This window comes from Candidatus Palauibacter sp. (genome assembly GCF_965208055.1).
GTDB lineage: Bacteria > Gemmatimonadota > Gemmatimonadetes > Palauibacterales > Palauibacteraceae > Palauibacter.
On the sequence record NZ_CBDBNY010000004.1, the window covers coordinates 184,452 to 202,682 of the forward strand.

Sequence of the window (18,231 nt, forward strand, 5' to 3'; positions counted from 1 at the left end):
GGTCGAGGGTGACATTGTCGGGGTGACATTGTCGGGGTGGGCCCCAAGATTAGCGGGCCCTCCGGCGGAAACAACGGGCACCACCGGCAGCACCGCTACCGACACGGCGGCCGGCAGGGCGGCCGGCACGGGCCGCGTCCACTTCTTGGGGATTCGGGGATGAGCGAACGGCATCTGGGACTCTACGGCGCGACGGCGCTCGGAGTCGGCGCGATCGTGGGCGGCGGGATCCTCGCGCTCGCCGGCGTCGCCTTCGCGACCGCGGGTCCCGCCGCCATCCTTGCCTTCGGCCTCAACGGGGGGATCGCGTTCCTCACCGCGATGAGCTTCGCCCGCCTCGCCCGGCGCTTCCCGGAATCCGGCGGCATTTACACCTACGCGAAGAAGGTGCTCTCGATCGAGGTCGCCTTCGTGGTGGGATGGGTGGTGTGGTTCGCCTCCATCGTGGCCGGCGTCCTCTATGCGCTGGGCTTCGCCGCCTTCCTCATCGAAGGCCTGGAACGTCTGGCCCCCACGCTGGGCATCTCATGGGACTGGATCGGACACGGCCGCACGCAGGTCGGCTTCGCGATCGGCGCCGTGGCCGTCTACGCGCTGATTCTCGTGCAGCGGACCGCGGGAGGGGGCAACGCGGCCACGATCGGCAAAGTCGTCGTCTTCGCGGTGCTCATCGCCGGTGGTTTCGTCGCGTGGATCGTGGGCGACTCCGGGGAGGCGCTGCGGCGGCTGAGCCCGTTCGCTCCCGAGGGTTCGCTCGGCCTGCTGCAGGCCATGGGCTACACCTTCATCGCGCTGCAGGGGTTCGACCTCATCGCCGCCGTGGGCGGAGAAGTCCGGGACTCCCGCCACACCGTGCCCCGTGCGATGTACCTGTCGCTCGGGATCGCGCTCGTCGTCTACATCCCCCTCCTCGTCATCGTCGCGACGGTCGGCGCGCCGCCCGAGGGGATCCAGGCCGCGGCGCAGGCGCACCCGGAGGGGCTCGTGGCCGAGGCGGCCGAGCGCTTCATGGGGCCGGCGGGTTACTGGTTTGTCATCGGCGCCGGACTCCTGTCGATGCTGTCCGCGCTGCAGGCGAACCTGTTCGGCGCCTCGCGCGTCGCGTTCTCGATGGCGCGGGACCGGACGCTGCCGCACCACATCGGGGAGATGCGGGGGCGAACGGGGACGCCCGCCGTCGCCGTCGTCGCGACGGGCGGGATGATGACGCTGATCGCGGTCGCGGTGGGAAACGTCGCCTCCGCGGGTGCCGCGTCCAGCCTCATCTTCCTGATCTCGTTCGCGATGGTCCATTGGGCCGCGATGCTCGCGCGCATGCGCTCCGGCCATGCGCGTCCGGCGGCGCTCCCCGCCGTCGGCGCGGCCCTGTGCCTGGGGCTGGCGATCTTCCAGGCCATCGCCGTGCCCGAGGCGGGGCGGGTGGTGGCGCTGTGGCTCGGCCTGGGCGTGGCGCTCTATCTGATCCTGCTCGCGCCCGGCGCCCGCCTCGCCGATGCGAGCGCCCAGGCGCGGGACCCCGACCTCGCCCGCCTGCGCGGCCGCAGCCCGCTCGTCCTCGTACCCATCGGAAATCCCGCCAGCGCCGCGAGCCTGGTCGATGTGGCCACGACGGTACGCGCCCCGAGCGTCGGCCGGATCCTGCTGCTGTCGGTGATCCCGAGAGAGGGTCGTCCCGCGCTTTCCGGCGACGCGGTGTTGCAGGACGCCAAGGACATCCTCGGCGAGTCGGTGGGGCGCGGCCTCGAGGACTCGATCCTGCCGGAGACGCTGTTCACCATCGCGTCGGACGTGTGGGGGGAGATCGCGCGCGTGGCGAACAGCCAGCCGTGTGAAACGGTGCTCGTGGGGCTGCCGCGACTCACGGAACCGGGGGTCGAGTCACAGCTCGAAGGTCTTATCTCCAGGATCGGCGCGGACGTGGTCATCGTGCGGGCGCCGCCTCGCTGGCGGATCGAGGAAGCGAGGCGCATTCTCGTGCCGGTGAAGGGACGGCGCGACCACAGCGAACTTCGCGCGCGGTTGCTCGGGAGTCTGGCGCGCTCCTCCGAACGGTGGGTCACGTTCATGCGCACGCTCCCGTCCGACGCGTCTCCCGACCAGCGACGAAGAGTCGAGCGCACCGTGCGGCAACTCGCGAGGGATGAGGCCGCGGGTCCGTATGACGTCGCCTTCGAACATACGGACGACCCGGCGGAACCGGTCGCCCGCCTGGGACAGGAGAGCGATCTCGTGGTGATGGGGATGGAACGTCGCGGCCGGGGCGAACCGGCGATCGGCGCCTACGCCCTGGAGATCGCCCGGAGGACGGACATGCCGCTCATCCTCCTCGGCCGGCGGCGTCATGCCGGGACGCTCACCGCGCGAGGGCTGGCGCAGGCGGTGTCGACGATTCAGCGGCCTGGACAGAGGCCGGGGCAGAGGTCGGGACAGTGACGGCCGACGTCATCATCGTCCTCGCCATTGTCGCGGTGGCTGTCGTCCTCTTCGTCACGGAATGGGTACGCTACGACGGCGTGGCGCTCATGGTGCTCCTCTCCCTGGCGATCTCCGGCGTCATCCCGATGGCCCGCGCCATCGATGGGTTCGCCAACCCCGCCGTGGTCACGATCGCGGCCGTGCTCGTGCTGAGCGGCGGGCTTTACAAGACCGGCGTCGCGAACCTCGTCGGCGCCCAAGTGCTGCGGCTGGCGGGCGATTCTCAGGTGCGGGTCACGGCGCTGCTGATGCTCACATCCGGGATCATGTCGGGGGTGATGAACAACACGGCGGCGGTCGCGCTCCTCATCCCCGTCGTGATCGAGATCTCCCGCCGTCTCGGCATGCGTCCCTCCCGGCTGCTGATCCCGCTCTCCTTCGCCGCGCTCCTCGGCGGCATGACGACGCTCATCGGGACGGGGCCCAACATCCTCCTCTCGAGCATACTCGAGCGCATGGGACAGGGGGGGTTCGGCTTCTTCGCCTTCACCCCCGTCGGCGCGACCGCGCTCGCCATGGGGGTCCTGTACGTGGTCCTCGCGGGGAGGCACTTCCTGCCGGACCGCTCCACGGGGGACGAAGAAGGGGGGGGCGAAGGGGGCGACGAGATCGACCTGACCGGCCGCTATCATCTCGCCGAGTCGCTGCTCACGCTCCGGATCCCGTCGCACTCCGCGCTCGACGGGCGTTCTCTCGTCGAGGCGCGGCTCGGACAGGCGCTGGGGTACGACCTGCTGGCGGTGCGTCGCAAGGGGCAGTTGGTGCGGGCTCCGGAGCGGGATTTCCAGCTTCGGAACGACGACGAGCTCATCGTCGAGGGGCGGGTGGAAGCGCTCGACCGCCTGCGCGCCTGGGGTCATCTCGCCCGGCACCGGGAGTCGGAAGATGCCCTGGGGCGTCTCGTGAAGGACTCGACGGTGCTGGCCGAGGTCGAGATCGCCGAGAAGTCGGACCTCGTCGACAGCACGGTTCGCAGTATCGATTTCCGCAACCGTTTCCAGGCCCACGTCGTCGCCATCCGGCGCGGCGACCGGGTCCTGAGGGGCTCATTCCAGACCGCGAAGATCGAGGCGGGGGATGCGCTCCTCCTGCTGGGCCGCGAGGACCAACTCCAGCAACTCCGCTACGCGGCGGAGTTCTCATCCGTCGGATGGACGGACATCGGCTCCGCCACCGAAGAGTACGAACTGTACCGATGGCTGATGCGCCTCCACATTCCCGACGGATCCTGGCTGGACGGACGGACCCTGGAGGCCTCGCGGCTCCGGCGCGCCTTCGACCTCACGGTGCTGGAGATCGAGCGCGAGGACGGCGACATCGCCCTGCCGCACGCGTCGGCGAGGATGCAGGCCGGCGATCACCTCATCGTCGAGGGGGCCCCGGCTTCCTTCGCCGTGCTGGAGGCGCTCCAGGCGCTCGTGCCGGCGGACGAACGATCCTCCGTGGGCGAACTGGAGTCGGAGGACGTGGGGTTCGCCGAGGTCACGCTGGCCCCGAGTTCCGACCTGGTCGGGAAGACGCTGCGCGAGGTCCTCTTCCGGGAATCGTACGGACTGAACCTGATCTCGATCTTCCGGGGGGGACGGGCCTTTCACTCGAACATCCGCATCGCGCGGACGGCGCTCGAGTTCGGGGACGCTCTCCTGGTCTACGGCAACCGGAGGAAGATCGCGCTCCTCGCCCGCGACCCGCGATTCCTGGTCCTCCACGGTCAACTCCATGAGGTCTTCCGCGTCGACAAGGCGTGGATGGCCAGCGCGATCATGGTGGGCTTCATCCTCGCGGCATCCCTCAACCTGCTCCCCGTGTACATCGCGGCGCTGCTCGGCGCGCTCCTGATGGTGTGCGCCGGGTGCGTGAAGGGGAACGAGGTCTACACCTTCGTCGAATGGCGGGTCGTCATGCTCCTCGGGGGGATGCTGGCGCTCGGTCTCGCGATGGAGGACTCCGGCACGGCGGAACTCATCGCCCGCGAAGTCGTGGGGCGGGCGGCGGAGATGGGACCGCGGATCCTCATCGCGAGCATTTTCCTCATCTGCGCGCTTGCGGCGCAGTTCGTCCCCACCTCGGCGGTCGCCGTGCTTGTCGCGCCGATCGCGCTCAGCGCCGCGTCCGAACTGGACCTTTCGGCACGGGCGCTGCTCATGGTGGTGGCGGTGGGCTCCTCCTGCGCGTTCCTGAGCCCCTTCGGCCACCCGGTCAACCTGCTCGTGATGGGCGTGGGCGGCTACAAGGTCGTCGACTACACGAGAGTGGGCGCGCCGCTCTTCCTGCTCCTGCTGCTGATGGTTGTCTTCTTCCTCCCCATCGTCTGGCCTCTCTAGTCGCCGTTCTCCGGCCGGTGGGCGTCTACTCGCGGCGCGCGAGTTCGGTCTCGATCTCCTCCCAGGTTCTCATCAATTCGTCGAGTTCCCCTTGCCGGGACGCGCGCTCGGTCTCGAGCTTGCGGACCTCTTCGCCGGGTGTCTCGGCGTAGAACGCCGAATCGGCGAAGGTCTCGTCGATCTCGTCGAGTCGGGCCTCGGCGGCTTCGATCCGGCGGGTGATGTCGTTCAGCTTCTTCCGCAGCGAGCCGCCCCGGTAGCGGTTCCGGCTTCCCTTCGCGGCGGAGAGGTTGTCGGCGGCGCGAGTTTCGGCGGCGGCGACGCGGGCGGCGCGCTTCTCTTTCCGGGCCCTGAGGACGACGGTGTCGACATCGAGGTGGTCGTCTCCGCAGTAGTGGACGTACTCCTCGTAGCTGCCCTTGAAGTCGCGGATGCCGTCCTCGGAGATCTCGACGATGCGGGTCGCGAGCTGCGAGACGAACCAGCGGTCGTGCGAGACGAGGATGAGGGTGCCGTCGTAGCTCCGGAGCGCCCCGACCAGCGACTCGATGGATTCGAGGTCAAGGTGGTTCGTGGGTTCGTCGAGAACGAGCACGTTGGGCCGCTCGATCGCCATCCGGCAGAAGACGAGGCGGGCGGCCTCGCCCCCGGAAAGGTTGCCCACCCGCTTCTTCGCGTCGTCGCCGGAGAAGAGCACGCGCCCCATCTCACCGCGCACGAAACCGAGGGTCCGGCCGGGGCAGAATCCCGCGATCCAGTCCTCGGCCGTCTGACCCGGCGACTCGAAGCGGGCCTCCTGGTCCTGCGCGAAGTAGCTCGGGTGTGTCTCGTAGCCCCACCTGACGCCGCCGGCGTCGGACTCGAGTTCGCCCATCACGATCTTGAGCAGGGTGGACTTCCCGATCCCGTTGGGGCCCATGATCGCCATGCGGTCCCCGCGCTCGAGCGTGAGATCCACGCCGTGCAGGACTTCATTCAGCTCCTCGCCGCCGCCGAACGCCTTCTTCACGCCCTCCACTCCGAGGACCGTGCGTCCGCTCGGACGGCGGGATTCGAAGCGGAAGTTCGGATAACGGCGGGAGGAAGCCGGGAGGGGCCGCAGGGCCTCGGCCCTCTTCTCTATGAGGCGCAGCTTGCTCTGGGCCTGTCGCGCCTTGCTCGCCTTGGCCCGGAAGCGATCGACGAACTGTTGGTGGTGGGCGATCTCCCGCTCCCGCTTGGCGAGTTCCTTCTCGCGCCTCTCCTGATCCTCTCTCTTGCGGACGAGATAGTCGTCATAGTTGCCTTTGTATGTAGTGACGGTCTCATAGTCGATGTCGATAATGTGCGTGGCGATATTGTCGAGGAACCGGTGGTCGTGGGAGATGACGACGATCGCTCCATTGAACTCCCGCAGGAACTTCTCCAGCCACCGGATGGAGAGGATGTCGAGGTGGTTCGTCGGCTCGTCGAGGAGGAGGACGTCGGGCGCGCCGGCGAGCGCCTGGGCGAGCAGCACGCGGAGCTTGAACCCGCCGGAGAGGGTGGAGAGCGGACGGCGGTGAATGTCGCTCGGGAAGCCGAGGCCCTCGAGGATCTCGCCCGCGCGGGCCTCCGCCGTGTAGCCGTCGTGGCGCTGGAAGATCTCCTCGAGTTCGGAGAAGCGGTCGGCGTCGAAATCTCCGTCCTCCGCCTCGATCAGCGCATCCCGCTCGACCATGGCGCGCCACAGATCGGGGTTCCCCATGAGGGTGGCGCCGAGGATCTCCTCTTCATCATGAAGGAAGTGGTCCTGGCGAAGAACGCCGAGTTGAAGCCGGCGCGGGACGGTGACGGATCCCTCCGTCGGATCCTCGGTGCCCCCGAGGATGTTGAGGAGCGTCGTCTTGCCGGATCCGTTCGCCCCCACGAGGCCGTAGCACTCGCCGGGGTTGAGGAGGAAGGTCGCGTCGCGGAACAGGACCTGGCCGCCGAAGACCTTTCCGAGGCCTGAGACAGTGATCATGGGTCTATCTGCGCGGGGCGCGGCCTGTTGTCATGGGGTTGCGGAAGGGGGACGCGGGTCAGCAGGACACGCAGTTGTGGTTGTTCTTCGAGCCGAGGCTCTCGAGCAGGGCCACCGCTTCCGGGAAGGGCTGCGTGCGCTGGTAGGGGCCGTTCGCCATGTCCGCGGTCGTCTGGCCGACGCGGCTGACAGCGGTCACGTCCGCTCCGTGCTCGACGAGGAAGCGGATGACCTCCACGTCGCCGCGCGAAGCCGCGTTGTGGAGGGGGGTGTAGCCCTCTTCGTCGCGCTGGTTGACGTCCGCGCCGAGTTCCTCGACGAGGTACCGAACCGCGGGCAGCCAGCCGTCCGGGACGTAGCGGTGGGCGTTGCTGGGGAAGCCCTGGCCGTAGCCGATGCCGGTCGCGGCGTGGATCGGGTAATCGGCGGGGCCGCCCACGGGCACGGGGGGAACCCCGGACAGATCGCGCTTCTCGCGGTCCCACGCCGGGAGCCGCCGCGGGGGCACCTTGATGGTGGCGAGGTGGGGGTCGGCGCCGTACTCGACGAGGAGCTTCATCGCCTCCACGTCCAGGGAGTACGCGGCGCGCCAGAAGGGGGTCGCGCCCTTCAGGTCGATCTGCAGGAGATCGAAGTTGTACGACACCCACCACAGGTGCTTCCCGAGACGCGCGTCGGGATCCACGCCCGCGTCGAGCAGGCGGCGCATGACGTCGAGATAGCCGTGCCGCTGCTGCCCGTAGGCGTGTTGCTGCGGGTAGCGCGATTTCGGCGCCCAGTGGGCGTTGAGGGCGGCGAAGAGCGGGGTCGCGCCGGCGGCGGAGGCGAGTTGCGGGTCGGCGCCGGCCTCGAGCAGTTCCATGGCGAGGTCGAAGTGGCCGTTGATCATCGCGATGAGCATGGGGCTCGTGTGGTCGCCGCCGCTCACCTGGTTGACGTCCGCCCCGGCCTCGATGAGCGCGCGCACGGTCCCGGTGTGCCCCTCGCGGGCGGCGTGAAGCAGGGCTGTCAGGCCGCCGTGGCCGCCGATGAGGTCGCCGTAGCCAAGCGGCTCGGGCTCCTCGATCGGACGGTCGTAGTCCTCCTCGTCCTCGGCCGCGGGACGGCCCGCCGGGGCGTCGGGGGCGGCGGCCAGCGGCGCATCGGACGGGGCGGGCTGGGGCGGCACCGGCGGTTCGGGTTCTCCGCGCATCCGTGCCACGCGGGCCCGGCGGTCGGCCTGCGACCACTCGGCGAGGGCCGTGATGTCGGTCACCCAGGTGGCCAGGGCCGGGTTCGCGCCGCCGTCGAGCAGCACCCGCACGGCGCTTTCCCGACCGCGGGCGGCGGCGTACATGAGCGGCGTCTGGCCCCAGCGCGCCTCGCGCGCGTCGGCGTCCCCACCGTGCTCGAGGAGCAGGCGGACGGCCTCCGCGTCGCCGGCGCCGGCGGCGAGGTGCAGGGGGCTCGTACCGCCCACGTCTTCGGTGGTGGCGCTTTGTCCCGCGCCCCCGGCGAGCAGCAGGCGCACGACCTGCGCGCTGCCGACTTCGCTCGCGAGGTGGAGTGCTGTGTAGGCTCCGATGCGGGTGACGGCACCGACGTCCGCCCCCGCATCGAGGAGCAGACGGGCCAGGTCCGCGTTCGCGGACCGCGCGGCCCAGTGGAGCGCCGTCATGCCGTCGCCCTGCGGTGCGTTCACGTCGGCCCCATCGGACAGGAGCGCCCTGACGGCCGCGAGATCGCCCGTCATCGCCGCGTCCGCGACCGGCGAATCGGGGGTGTGCCCCGCCGTGAGGAGCAGGGTCAGAAGCGCTACGGCGACCGGCCGCGCGGCTCCGCGCCTCATGAACCAGCCGCGCTCGTGCCGGGAGCAGAGAGCGGCAAGGCTCCCGTGCTGTCGCCGAACTGTTCGATGTCCTCCAGGCCGAGCGTGTGCATGAGCGACAGCAGCGCGTTGGCCATCGGCGTGCCCGGTGCGGCGCGCACATGGAGTCCGCCGTCCAGCCTTCCGTTCGCCCCGCCCGCCACGAACAGCGGGCAGCGCTTGTGGTTGTGCACGTTCGGGTCGCCCATGGGCGACCCGTAGATGACCATCGTCTTCTCGAGCAGGTCGGTCTCACCGTCCATCGTGTTCCGCAGCCGCTCGAGCAGGTACGGGACCATCGAGACGTGGAATCGGTTGATCTGCGCGAAATCGTCGATGTTCTCCTCGTCGGCTCCATGGTGGGAGGCCGGGTGGAAGGGCTTGTCGACGCCGCTCTCCGGGAAGACCCGGGCCGACGAGTCGCGCCCCAGCTTGAACGAGAACACCCGCGTCATGTCGGACTCGAACGCGAGCGCCTGGAGGTCGAACATCAACCGCACGTGCTCGACGAACGAGTCGGGCACGCCGGCCGGCGCCTCGGGCAGCGACCGCTCCTCGCCGCTCCGGTTCTGCGTTTCGACGCGCTCGATGCGCCGCTCGATCTCCCGCACGTTGTCGAGGTAGCGGTCGAGCCGGCGGACATCGACGGGCCCCAGCTCCCGGCGGAGTTCCCCGATGCGGCCCGAGATGAAGTCGAGGATGCTTCGGTTCGCGCGGCGGCGGGCGGCGCGTTCCTCCGCGCTCCCCCCGGCGCCGAACAACTGGTCGAAGGCCACCCGCGGGTCGCGGATCATGGGGAGCGGTTCCGTGGGCGATTTCCAGCTGATCGTGTCCGTGTAGACGCAGGCGTAGCCGTACGCGCACCCGCCGGACTGGTCCACGTTCTCGATGCAGAGTTGCATGGAGGGGATCGGAGTGTCCTGCCCGAAGCGCTGCGCGTAAATCTGATCCATCGAGGTCCCGGCCAGGATGTCCGAACCCTCGGTCTGGCGCGGGTGGGACTGGGTCAGGAAGGTCGCGCTGGAGCGGAAGTGGTCGCCGCCGATCTCCTTGGGGATCCTCGCCTCAGCCGCCTCGATGTCGGTGTCGCTGATGATCGTGAGATGATCCCGGAACGGCTCGAGGGAGGCGAGCGCGCCCGTACTCAGGTCGAAGTCGCGGCCCGTCTGCAGCGGAGACCAGTAGCCGCGCGACGCTCCGTACGCCGTGGAGCCCGCGGCCCCGTGCACCATCTCGATCGCGATGAGCCGCGTCGGATCCGCGGAACGGATCGAACCCCACAGCCGTCCGGCGGGAACCATGGCGTCCAGCATCGGAAGCGCCACCGTGGCCCCGACCCCTTGGAGGAAGGTGCGGCGTGGAATGTGCTTCCCCGTGATGATGTCCATCTACATCCCCTCGCTGGTCCCCTGGTTTCTCGCCTGGTCGGTCCTCTGCTGGCTTCCCTGGTCCCGGACCCCGGCTTCGTCCTCCTGTTCGACGATGGCGCCCCCACGGCTCATGAGGAAGGCCGGGCTCTCCGCCACGCCGAGGATGAAGGCGGACATGCGGTAGTCCTCCGCCTCCGCGCGGCGCGTGATCCTGCGCACGGTCGGCATGTCGAAGTACTCGACCCGCCGCCCGAGTGCGTAGGCCATGAGGCTCTCGGTGAACGCCCTCGCCAGCGACTCGCGCCGGGAGAGGAGGGCGGTTCGCAGGTCAGCCAGCCCGGACAGCGGCGTCCCGTCGTACAGGTCGCCGCTTGGATCGACCGCCCGCCCCTGGTCGTTGATCCGGTACGCACCGGTCACGTCGAAGTTTTCGAGCGCGAGGCCGAGCGGATCGATGACGCGGTGGCACGAACGGCAGGCCGGACTCGCTCGGTGCATCTCGAGCCGCTCGCGCACGGTGAGGAAGCGACCCTCCTCCGCTTCCTCCGTGGCCTCCAGATCGGGCACGTCCGGGGGCGGCGGTGGGGGGGGCGTCCCGAACAGGACCTCCATGATCCACTTGCCGCGCAGCACCGGCGACGTCCGGTTCGCGTGCGAGGTCGAGGTGAGGATGCTCCCGTGCGTCAACACGCCGCGGCGGGTTTCCTCGGGATAATCGACCTTCCGGAAGTGGGTTCCGGCCACATCGGGAATGCCGTAGTGCCTCGCGAGCCGCTCGTTGACGAAGGTGTAGTCCGCCGTCAGCAACTCGAAGAAGCTCCTGTCCTCCCGCACGAGGTGCTCGAACAGCAACTCCGTCTCGCGCCGCATGTCGCGGGCGAGTTGCTCGTAGAAGTCGGGGAAGCGGAGCGCGTCCGGGTGCACGTTGTCGAGGTCCTGGAGCCTGAGCCACTGCGCGGCGAAGCGCGTGGCCAGCCCCTCGGCGTTCGGGTGCTCGAGCATGCGCCGGACCTGGGTCTCCACCCCGGCTACGTCGTCGAGTCCGCCGGTCCGCGCCGCCTCGACGAGCGCCTCGTCCGGGGGCATCCCCCACAGGAAGAAGGCGAGCCGGGAAGCGAGATCGAGCGGCGCGATGCGGTACGGGCCTTCGGTCCCGGCCCCGGCGGGCGGCTCCTCGAAGCGGAAGATGAAGTCCGGGCTCGCGAGGATGCCCTGGAGCGCCGTCCGGACTCCCACCTCGAAGCCGTCCTCCTCGGCGCCGGCCTCGTACAGGGCGAGGAGGGGGTCGATGTCCGCCTCGTCCACCGGACGCCGGTAGGCCTGCGCCGCAAGCCGTGCCACGATCTCCCTCGCGCAGCGGCGCTCCGCCCCTGTGTCCCCGGCTTCCGGCCGGCACGTCAGCACGCGCGCCCGGGTCGGCGTCTCCGACACGCCGGACACGCCGAATGGACCCCGGATCGTGAGGTCGCGCAGGTGGGCGACGACCGTGATGCCATGCGAGTAACCGATCTTCTTGTCGGCGAGGCTCCACTCGTGCGGAGACACGAGGTCTTCGATCGGTCCGTCGAAGCGCTTGATGAAGGCGGCGGCGACCCGGTGCGGCCCGGCCGTCACATGGATCGGATCGGTCTCGACCTGAACACCGTTGGGATCCTGCCGGTGCATCCAGCGGTCGATGTCGATCAGGGCGCGGCGTTCTCCGTCGATCGAGAGTTCGACCTGTTCATCAAAGGGCGTCGTCTGCCCGAAGAAGTTGCCGGTCGACTCGTGCTGGAACGCGAGCCGGAAGATGTAGTCTCCGTCCGCGGTGAAGTGGTGGACGACGGCGATCCCGCCCCGCGTGCCGATCGGAGTGCCCGGCACATGCTGCCGCTGCTCGGCGTAGCGGGACACCTCGTACTCGGTCTCGCTCGGCGTGACGGTCAGGTCCCCGAGCGCGAGCCGGCTGATCTCGCTCGCCGCCGTCAGGTATCCCTCGAGCAGGGTGGCGGAGAGGTTCTGCACGTCCGCGATGTTGTCGAAGCCCGCGCTGATCGTCTCGTTCGGCAGGTAGGCGGAGGCGTCGATATCGAGTCCGAGCAGCGCGCGGATCGAGCGCTCGTACTCGGCCCGGTTCAGACGCTGGAAGGAGCGGACGCCGGGGTCCGGGCGGTCGGCCGCCACGACGTCGACCCGCGCCTCGAGCGTCATGGCGAGTTCGAGCAGGTCCTCGGGCGGCGGGCGCCGGATCCCCGGCGGTGGCATCATGCCGGCCCGCAGCTTCCGGATCATCTTCTCCGCCGTCTCGGCTTCGAGGTGCGCCGACTCTACGTCGAATCGTTCGAGAGACATATTGCCGAGCAAACGCCGGTCGTTATGACAGTTCGTACAGACCTGGCTCACGATCGCCTGCGGGATCGTGTCCGGGGCGAGCCCGTAGGCCGGCGCAGGGGGAGGGGCGGAGAAGGACGAACCGCCGGGAAGCGCGGAAATCAGCCCCCAACCCGCGATGCAGGGCAGCGCAATCGCGAATCTCTTCATGGAATCGCTCGTCCCCCGACGTGGAAGTGCGACGTCACCCTCGACTTCAACCCCTCAATATAGGGACGCCGACCCGATTTCGCCCTACGCGTTCGCCCTAAACGGATCCTCCGCGCCCCGCCGCTCCGCGCCGGTGCAGCTTGTACATCCCGATGGTCAGCAGCGGGAGAACGAAGATGAACAGGAAGACCCAGCTCAGAGCGCCGAATCCGGTGGCGATGAGATCGATGATTCCGAACCGGGAAAGGGCGGAGGCGAGAATCAGGAGAATGACGGCGACCGCGGGCCGTACGGCGTCCGGCATCCGGGCCCGCCGAGCCGAGAACACGCCTTCGATCCGTTCGTTGAAAGCGTGGATCAAACCCGTCCCCGACTCGATGAGGGTGCCGAAGAGGACGACCTGAAACGCGATCTGGAACCCGCGCGACCCGAGTAGCTCGAGCAGATGGTTGGCGGGCACGGGCCGCTGCAGGATGTCGGGGTACTGCCCCGCCATCGCCACGAGGAAGAGGACACCCGGGATCATCGCGATCGGACCCGTCAACGCGCCGGCCCACAGCGCCTCGCGCCGCCTACGGATGTGTCTGGTCGCGAAGAGCATCGCCGGCACGAGCGAAAGCTGCAGGACCCCGTACCGAAAGCCCGACAGTGCCCAGCCCTCGCGTACGTCACCCGACGCGAGCGCCGTCCCGATGCCATCGCCGAAGCGGGCGATCGACCAGGCAAAGAAGACGATGTAGATGCCGTAAAGAAGGAAGGACCAGCCGGAGAAGAAGCGCTCGATCGTTCCCGTCCCCTTGAAGACGAGGAAGCCGATGGCGGCGAGGAGTCCGATCACGCCCGCGGCGTACGGAAGGCCGAACGTTTCCAGGAGAAATGTCCCCGCCGCCGACCCGATCACGGCCAAAATGAGGAGGACGGCGCACAGGAAGCCGATCTCGTATACGAACCAGGCGCGGCCCAGCAGTCGCTGGAAGAAGCTCCGGTAGTCGTACGTCTGGAAGACGCGCACGAACTCGAAGGAGGCCATCGAAGTCAGGCTCACCATGATGGCCGCGGGAAGGAGCATCCCCAGCAGTCCGCCGAGCGGTCCGAAGCGGAGGAAGAACTCCACCAGTTCGCGCCCCGTCCCGTACCCGCCCGCGATGATGATGGACTGGAACACGAACCCGGGCAGCAGATACCGCCGAAACCACGAAGTCATCGGTTCATCCTATCGGTTCATCCTATCGGTTCATCCTGACGCGCGAACCCTGGCCACGGGGACGCGCCGGCGCTTCACGAGGCGACCCGGGCGGTTCGTCGCGATACTCGACCAGAACCGACCGGCCGACGATCTTGAGTACCCGGATCCAGCGCTCGCTCCCAGCGTCGTCCTCCAGGTGAATCAGGGGAGATTCATGGCCCGGCCGAATGTACACCGGCCGCTGCGGCTCGCCGCTCACGTCGCCGCTCATCTCGCCGCTCATCTCGCCATTGATGGCGATATTCTCCGCCCGGATGCGTGCCGTGTCGAACGTCCGGCCGAACGGTGACAGGAAGTCGCCGGCGGCGACGGTCACACGCCCCGCGAGGCCCGGAATGTCACCCCAACCCTGAGGGAAGATCACGCCGCCGCCGCCCGGGAGCCGGGCGAGGTCGATCGCGATCGCCCGCTCCGCCGGGATCCATTCGCGCTCCAGCCATGCCTCGAACCCTGGAGCGGCCACGAATAGCGTCAGAGGCAGCGTCAGAGGCACACTCGGACCCGGTATCGGCCCCGGTAGCCGATGGCGAGGGTCCAGCTCGAGGATCGCCTCGCCCCGCGCGTCGGTCCTCGCGGACTTCCACCTCACATTCGGATGAATCGGAGACGCCACAAGGACATCCGCCGTAGCGACCGGCCGCCCTCCCGAGTGTACTTGCACCACGCCGGCTCCATCACGCAGGGCTGCGGCGCGGACCATCCGCCACGGCAGAAGTTCTCCGTCGGCCCACCGCTGGCGCTCATTGCCGCCGTACACGACGACGGGATCGCTGACGGGCGGCTCCGGGAGGTGACCTCGCACGCGCCGGATGGTGCGTAACATGTCCGACGAGGGCGCACTCCGGGATCTTGCCTCGATCAGGGTCCGTCCCGTCGTTCGTCCGCTCGCGCGGTCGATCACCAGATCCGCCTCTACACCGTGCCGGTCCCGATAGGAGGTCAAGCCCCGCCGTCCCAGACCTCGATTGGCTCGGTTCTTCAGCGCTTCCGACACTACCCAGGTCTCGAAGACGGGGCCCCGCAGCGGATGGGAACGAAGCTGGCGGAGTTCGTGGATGCCCAGAAGCCAGCACACCAGACCGGTGTCCCATAAGTAGAGCTTCGGCGCTTTCACGAGGCGCTTGCGGATGTTGCCGTGGAACGCGGGCAGACGGAAGACAATGAAGCTCGTCTCGAGGACGTCGACCCACTGCTTGGCCGTCGGCTGGGATATCCCGCAGCCGTCCGCAAGCGAGGAGTAGTTGACGAACTGACCGGTGCGGCTGGCGCACAATCCGACGAATCGCTGAAACGTCGCCAGGTTACGGACGTTGACCATCGTTCGAACGTCGCGATCCACATACCTGCCGGCGTAGGTGCGTAGCCAGGCAGTCGGATCGACGGCATGATCGAGAATCTCCGGATAGCCCCCGGTAAGGAGCGCTTCGTCGAGACTGGCTGGGGGCCGGGCGAAGCGCTGGATTTCTCCCCATGCCAGCGGCAGCAGTTTGTGTAGCTCGGAGCGCCCGGCCAGCGATTGGCCGATGGACTCCGGGAGGAGCAGGTCCTGGGAGCCGGCGAGGATCCAGCGGCCGGGCGCCGGGTCGTCGTCCATGATGCCCTGCAGACAGGACAGTAACTCCGGCGCGCGTTGGATCTCGTCGATGATGGCCCCCTCCGCGCCGTCCGGGAGTTCTGCGAGGAAGCTGCGTGGATCGCCGAGCGCGAGAGCGCGCGCGTCCGGCGCTTCCAGCGTCCGGTACACGTGCCGGGGGAACAGTGCCCGGCACAGCGTCGTCTTTCCGCTTTGCCGGGGCCCCATGAGCATCACGACGGGCACCGTCGCTGCGGCGCGTCTGAGCAACGGTGCGAGATCTCGAGCGATCATGGGAGAAGTCTGCGCCCCTGCGTCGGCCCGGGCCAATTCAAAGTTGGATTTTGAATCGGCCCAGGGCTTTGCAGGGAAGTCAATTGCTCCCCACAACCGCGGGACGGGAACCCGATGTCGCGCTTTCTCAGGTCAGCGGACGGGCGGTTGGCCGGAGCCCGGCAGCTCGAGTCCGTCGCGCCAGGTGGCGAGCGGGATCGGACTCGGCCGGCGTTCGCGTATCGAGGAGGACAACAACTCCAGTACACGCATCGAGATGCCCCCCAGGCGCTCGCGCCAGCGCTGGCGGCGCTCCTCCGCCGGCTCTCGGCAGCGCGCGAGATCTGGTTCGAGGATGCGCTTTCCGATCTCGCGGACGAGACCGGGCGCGCTCGTGATGAGCACGACCTCCGGCTGCATGCGGAAGCTCACGTAGTCGAAGTTCGCCGAACCGAGGACGACCGAGTCGTCGATCCGCATGACCTTGGCGTGGGTCATGGGCCCGGGCAGCATGAGAACCTCGAACCCTTCGCGCCGCGCCGCGTCGAGCGTGCCCCATTTCATCACGGCCCGGTTGTGCGCCTCCGGCATCATCACCGTGACGTGCACGCCGCGGCGGTGCGCTCGGCCCAGGGCGCTCCAGAACGGCTCGCTGACATACGGGCACTGGACGACGATCCGGCGCGTGGCCCGGTCGAGCGCGCGGGAGACGGCAGCGCGCAGCCCGGCGTTGCCCCGGCCGTCGCCGACCACGATTTCATCGCCGTCGATTTCGGCCGCGGCCGCCTGGTCGTTCCCCCGCCACGTGTGCTCGAAGTCGTCGCGCAGGAACGCGGTGATCCCCGGGCTCTCGATGCGGACCATGAAGTCGTGCCAGGCGAAGTTGTGGTCGCTGAAGTTGATCCCGCCCAGGTAGGCGATCCGATCGTCGATCGCGATGAGCTTCTTGTGGTTGCGGGCAATGAGCCGGTGAAACCGCCGGCCCACTGGCCAGGCGAACCGCACGGGCACCTTCCCGCGCTCCAGCCGGTCGCACATCTCGCCGGTGGCCGCGACCTCCCGCTGGAGCGCGGCGTCGCGCCGCGCCGCCGGCAGGCCGATGAAGCGGTCGTTGATCAGGTACTTCGTCACCGCGTCCACGACAATGCGCTTCCGGGGCGCTTCGCAGGCCAGCAGGGCCTCGGCCAGGCCGAGCCCGGCCGCGTCGCCCTCGAACGAGAGCGTCTGCACGTAGACGTAATCCCGCGCCCCGCCGATGTCGCGTTCGAGGTGCTCCCAGAACTCCGCTCCGCCGAGGCAGAGTCGCATCGGAGCGGACGCGGGCTGGCGCGTCCGGAGCGTGCGCGCATCCGTCGCGGGCGTCCACGCCCCGGTCCCGTTCACGCCGCCCCACTCCGCGCGTCGCCCCGGACGTCGCCCCCCGCGTCGCCCCCCGCGTCGCCCCGGACGTCGCCGACGTGTCGTCGTGCCTCGGCGAACATGACGAACGCTCCCAGGATCGTCCCGAAGAACGTCGTGAGCAGCCGCCAGCCCACGACCCACAGCACCGTCACCTCGGCGAGCAGCACCCGGTTCATCAGCAGCCCCGTCGAGGCCTCGGCGACGCCGGAGGCGCCCGGCGTCGGCGCGAAGTAGAGGACGATGTGCTGCAGAAGCTGGAGTCCGATGAAGGACAGGTCGACCTGCCCCTGGAGCGCCGCCGCGAGGACGTAGCCCATGAAGTATTTGTTGAGGTAGAGGACGGCGGTCGCGGCGCACATCCAGAGAAGCGTCATCTTTCCGCGCGAGGCCACCGCCCGGACCCCCGAGGCCAGGCGGTCGATCTCGCGGCTCAACAGGCGCCGGCCCGCCGCGGCCCAGCGCCGGACCCGCGTCCCCCGTCTCGATACCGCGTTGAGCAAACGTCGGAGCAGCCGGACGGTGCGCCGCCGGGCCGCGACGGCCGAGATCAGCAGCCCGGCCAGCATCGCGATGACCGCCACCGCGACGGCGAGCGCGACCAGCACGCCCCGGGACAACGCCCCGCCCGGCAGAAACCCCAGGGCGGCGAGGCCGCCCAGCGCGAAGAAAAGCAGCGTGGCCACGAACGTCAGCAGCGAGCAGAGGATCGCCTCGGACAACCGCGCCCCGCGCCGGCACAGCACGTAGAGCTGCGCGGCGCCGCCGCCGGTCTGTGCCGGGGTGATCGCGCCCAGCAGCATGTTCGCCCAGTTCGCCCGCATGCAGTGCCACAGCGAAACGCGCGAGAAGACGCGGCCGTCGAGGAGCAGTCGATAGCGCACGCCGCCCAGCGTGAAGTCGAGCGCGAGCAGCGCCAGCAGGGCGATGGCGAAGGTTGGCGTGATGCGGGCGAGGATGCTGTCGAGTTCCGAAGGGGGGCGCCACTGGATGAGCGTCAGGAGTCCCAGCACGGTGAGCCCGCCGAACGCGAGCGCGCCGATGATGAGCTTGCTTCGCGCGGGTACAGGGGAACTCGGGAGCGAACTCGGTTGGGGACTCGCCACTCGTCCTGTTTTCCTTGGGCCGGAGTACTCGCGCGCACAACGTATCGGCGGGAGAACGAAAGGGTCTACTACACCTCGCCTACGCCTCGCGGCGGCCGGTGAGATTCAGCGAGCCC

At 69.1% G+C, this 18,231-nt stretch carries 10 protein-coding genes; 2 read left to right on the forward strand and 8 right to left on the reverse strand.

Annotated features, from left to right (window positions below; genetic code table 11):
* The first annotated feature begins 159 nt into the window (after window positions 1–159).
* Window positions 160–2,433, forward strand: a complete 2,274-nt coding sequence (locus ACOGXI_RS01125; RefSeq protein ID WP_419937068.1) for an APC family permease — start codon at window positions 160–162, stop codon at window positions 2,431–2,433.
* Complete coding sequence (locus ACOGXI_RS01130; protein WP_419937069.1) at window positions 2,430–4,799, forward strand: SLC13 family permease; 2,370 nt, start codon at window positions 2,430–2,432, stop codon at window positions 4,797–4,799. The genes ACOGXI_RS01125 and ACOGXI_RS01130 overlap by 4 nt, the downstream gene beginning before the upstream one ends.
* A gap of 25 nt (window positions 4,800–4,824) precedes the next feature.
* Here ACOGXI_RS01130 and ACOGXI_RS01135 read toward each other — a convergent pair whose 3' ends face one another.
* The 8 genes from ACOGXI_RS01135 to ACOGXI_RS01170 form a co-directional block, all read right to left on the reverse strand.
* Window positions 4,825–6,783, reverse strand: coding sequence for an ABC-F family ATP-binding cassette domain-containing protein (locus tag ACOGXI_RS01135; RefSeq protein WP_419937070.1), 1,959 nt, complete (start codon window positions 6,781–6,783; stop codon window positions 4,825–4,827).
* 58 nt (window positions 6,784–6,841) lie between these two features.
* The gene (locus ACOGXI_RS01140; RefSeq protein WP_419937071.1) at window positions 6,842–8,611 is read right to left on the reverse strand and encodes an ankyrin repeat domain-containing protein; all 1,770 of its coding nucleotides are present in this window, start codon (window positions 8,609–8,611) and stop codon (window positions 6,842–6,844) included.
* The gene (locus tag ACOGXI_RS01145; RefSeq protein ID WP_419937072.1) at window positions 8,608–10,017 is read right to left on the reverse strand and encodes a DUF1552 domain-containing protein; all 1,410 of its coding nucleotides are present in this window, start codon (window positions 10,015–10,017) and stop codon (window positions 8,608–8,610) included. Before ACOGXI_RS01145 ends, ACOGXI_RS01140 begins: the two co-directional genes overlap by 4 nt.
* The gene (locus ACOGXI_RS01150; protein WP_419937073.1) at window positions 10,018–12,519 is read right to left on the reverse strand and encodes a DUF1592 domain-containing protein; all 2,502 of its coding nucleotides are present in this window, start codon (window positions 12,517–12,519) and stop codon (window positions 10,018–10,020) included.
* A gap of 97 nt (window positions 12,520–12,616) precedes the next feature.
* Window positions 12,617–13,723 carry a hypothetical protein gene (locus ACOGXI_RS01155; RefSeq protein ID WP_419937074.1) on the reverse strand — a complete coding sequence of 369 codons (1,107 nt, stop codon included), beginning with the start codon at window positions 13,721–13,723 and terminating at the stop codon, window positions 12,617–12,619.
* Window positions 13,724–13,745: 22 nt separating this feature from the next.
* Entirely contained in the window at window positions 13,746–15,632 is a 1,887-nt protein-coding gene (locus ACOGXI_RS01160) for an ATP-binding protein (RefSeq protein WP_419937075.1), read from the reverse strand.
* Between the two features lie 132 nt (window positions 15,633–15,764).
* Window positions 15,765–16,994, reverse strand: coding sequence for a phospholipase D-like domain-containing protein (locus ACOGXI_RS01165; RefSeq protein WP_419937076.1), 1,230 nt, complete (start codon window positions 16,992–16,994; stop codon window positions 15,765–15,767).
* Complete coding sequence (locus tag ACOGXI_RS01170; protein ID WP_419937077.1) at window positions 16,991–18,115, reverse strand: lysylphosphatidylglycerol synthase transmembrane domain-containing protein; 1,125 nt, start codon at window positions 18,113–18,115, stop codon at window positions 16,991–16,993. The genes ACOGXI_RS01165 and ACOGXI_RS01170 overlap by 4 nt, the downstream gene beginning before the upstream one ends.
* Window positions 18,116–18,231 lie beyond the last annotated feature (116 nt).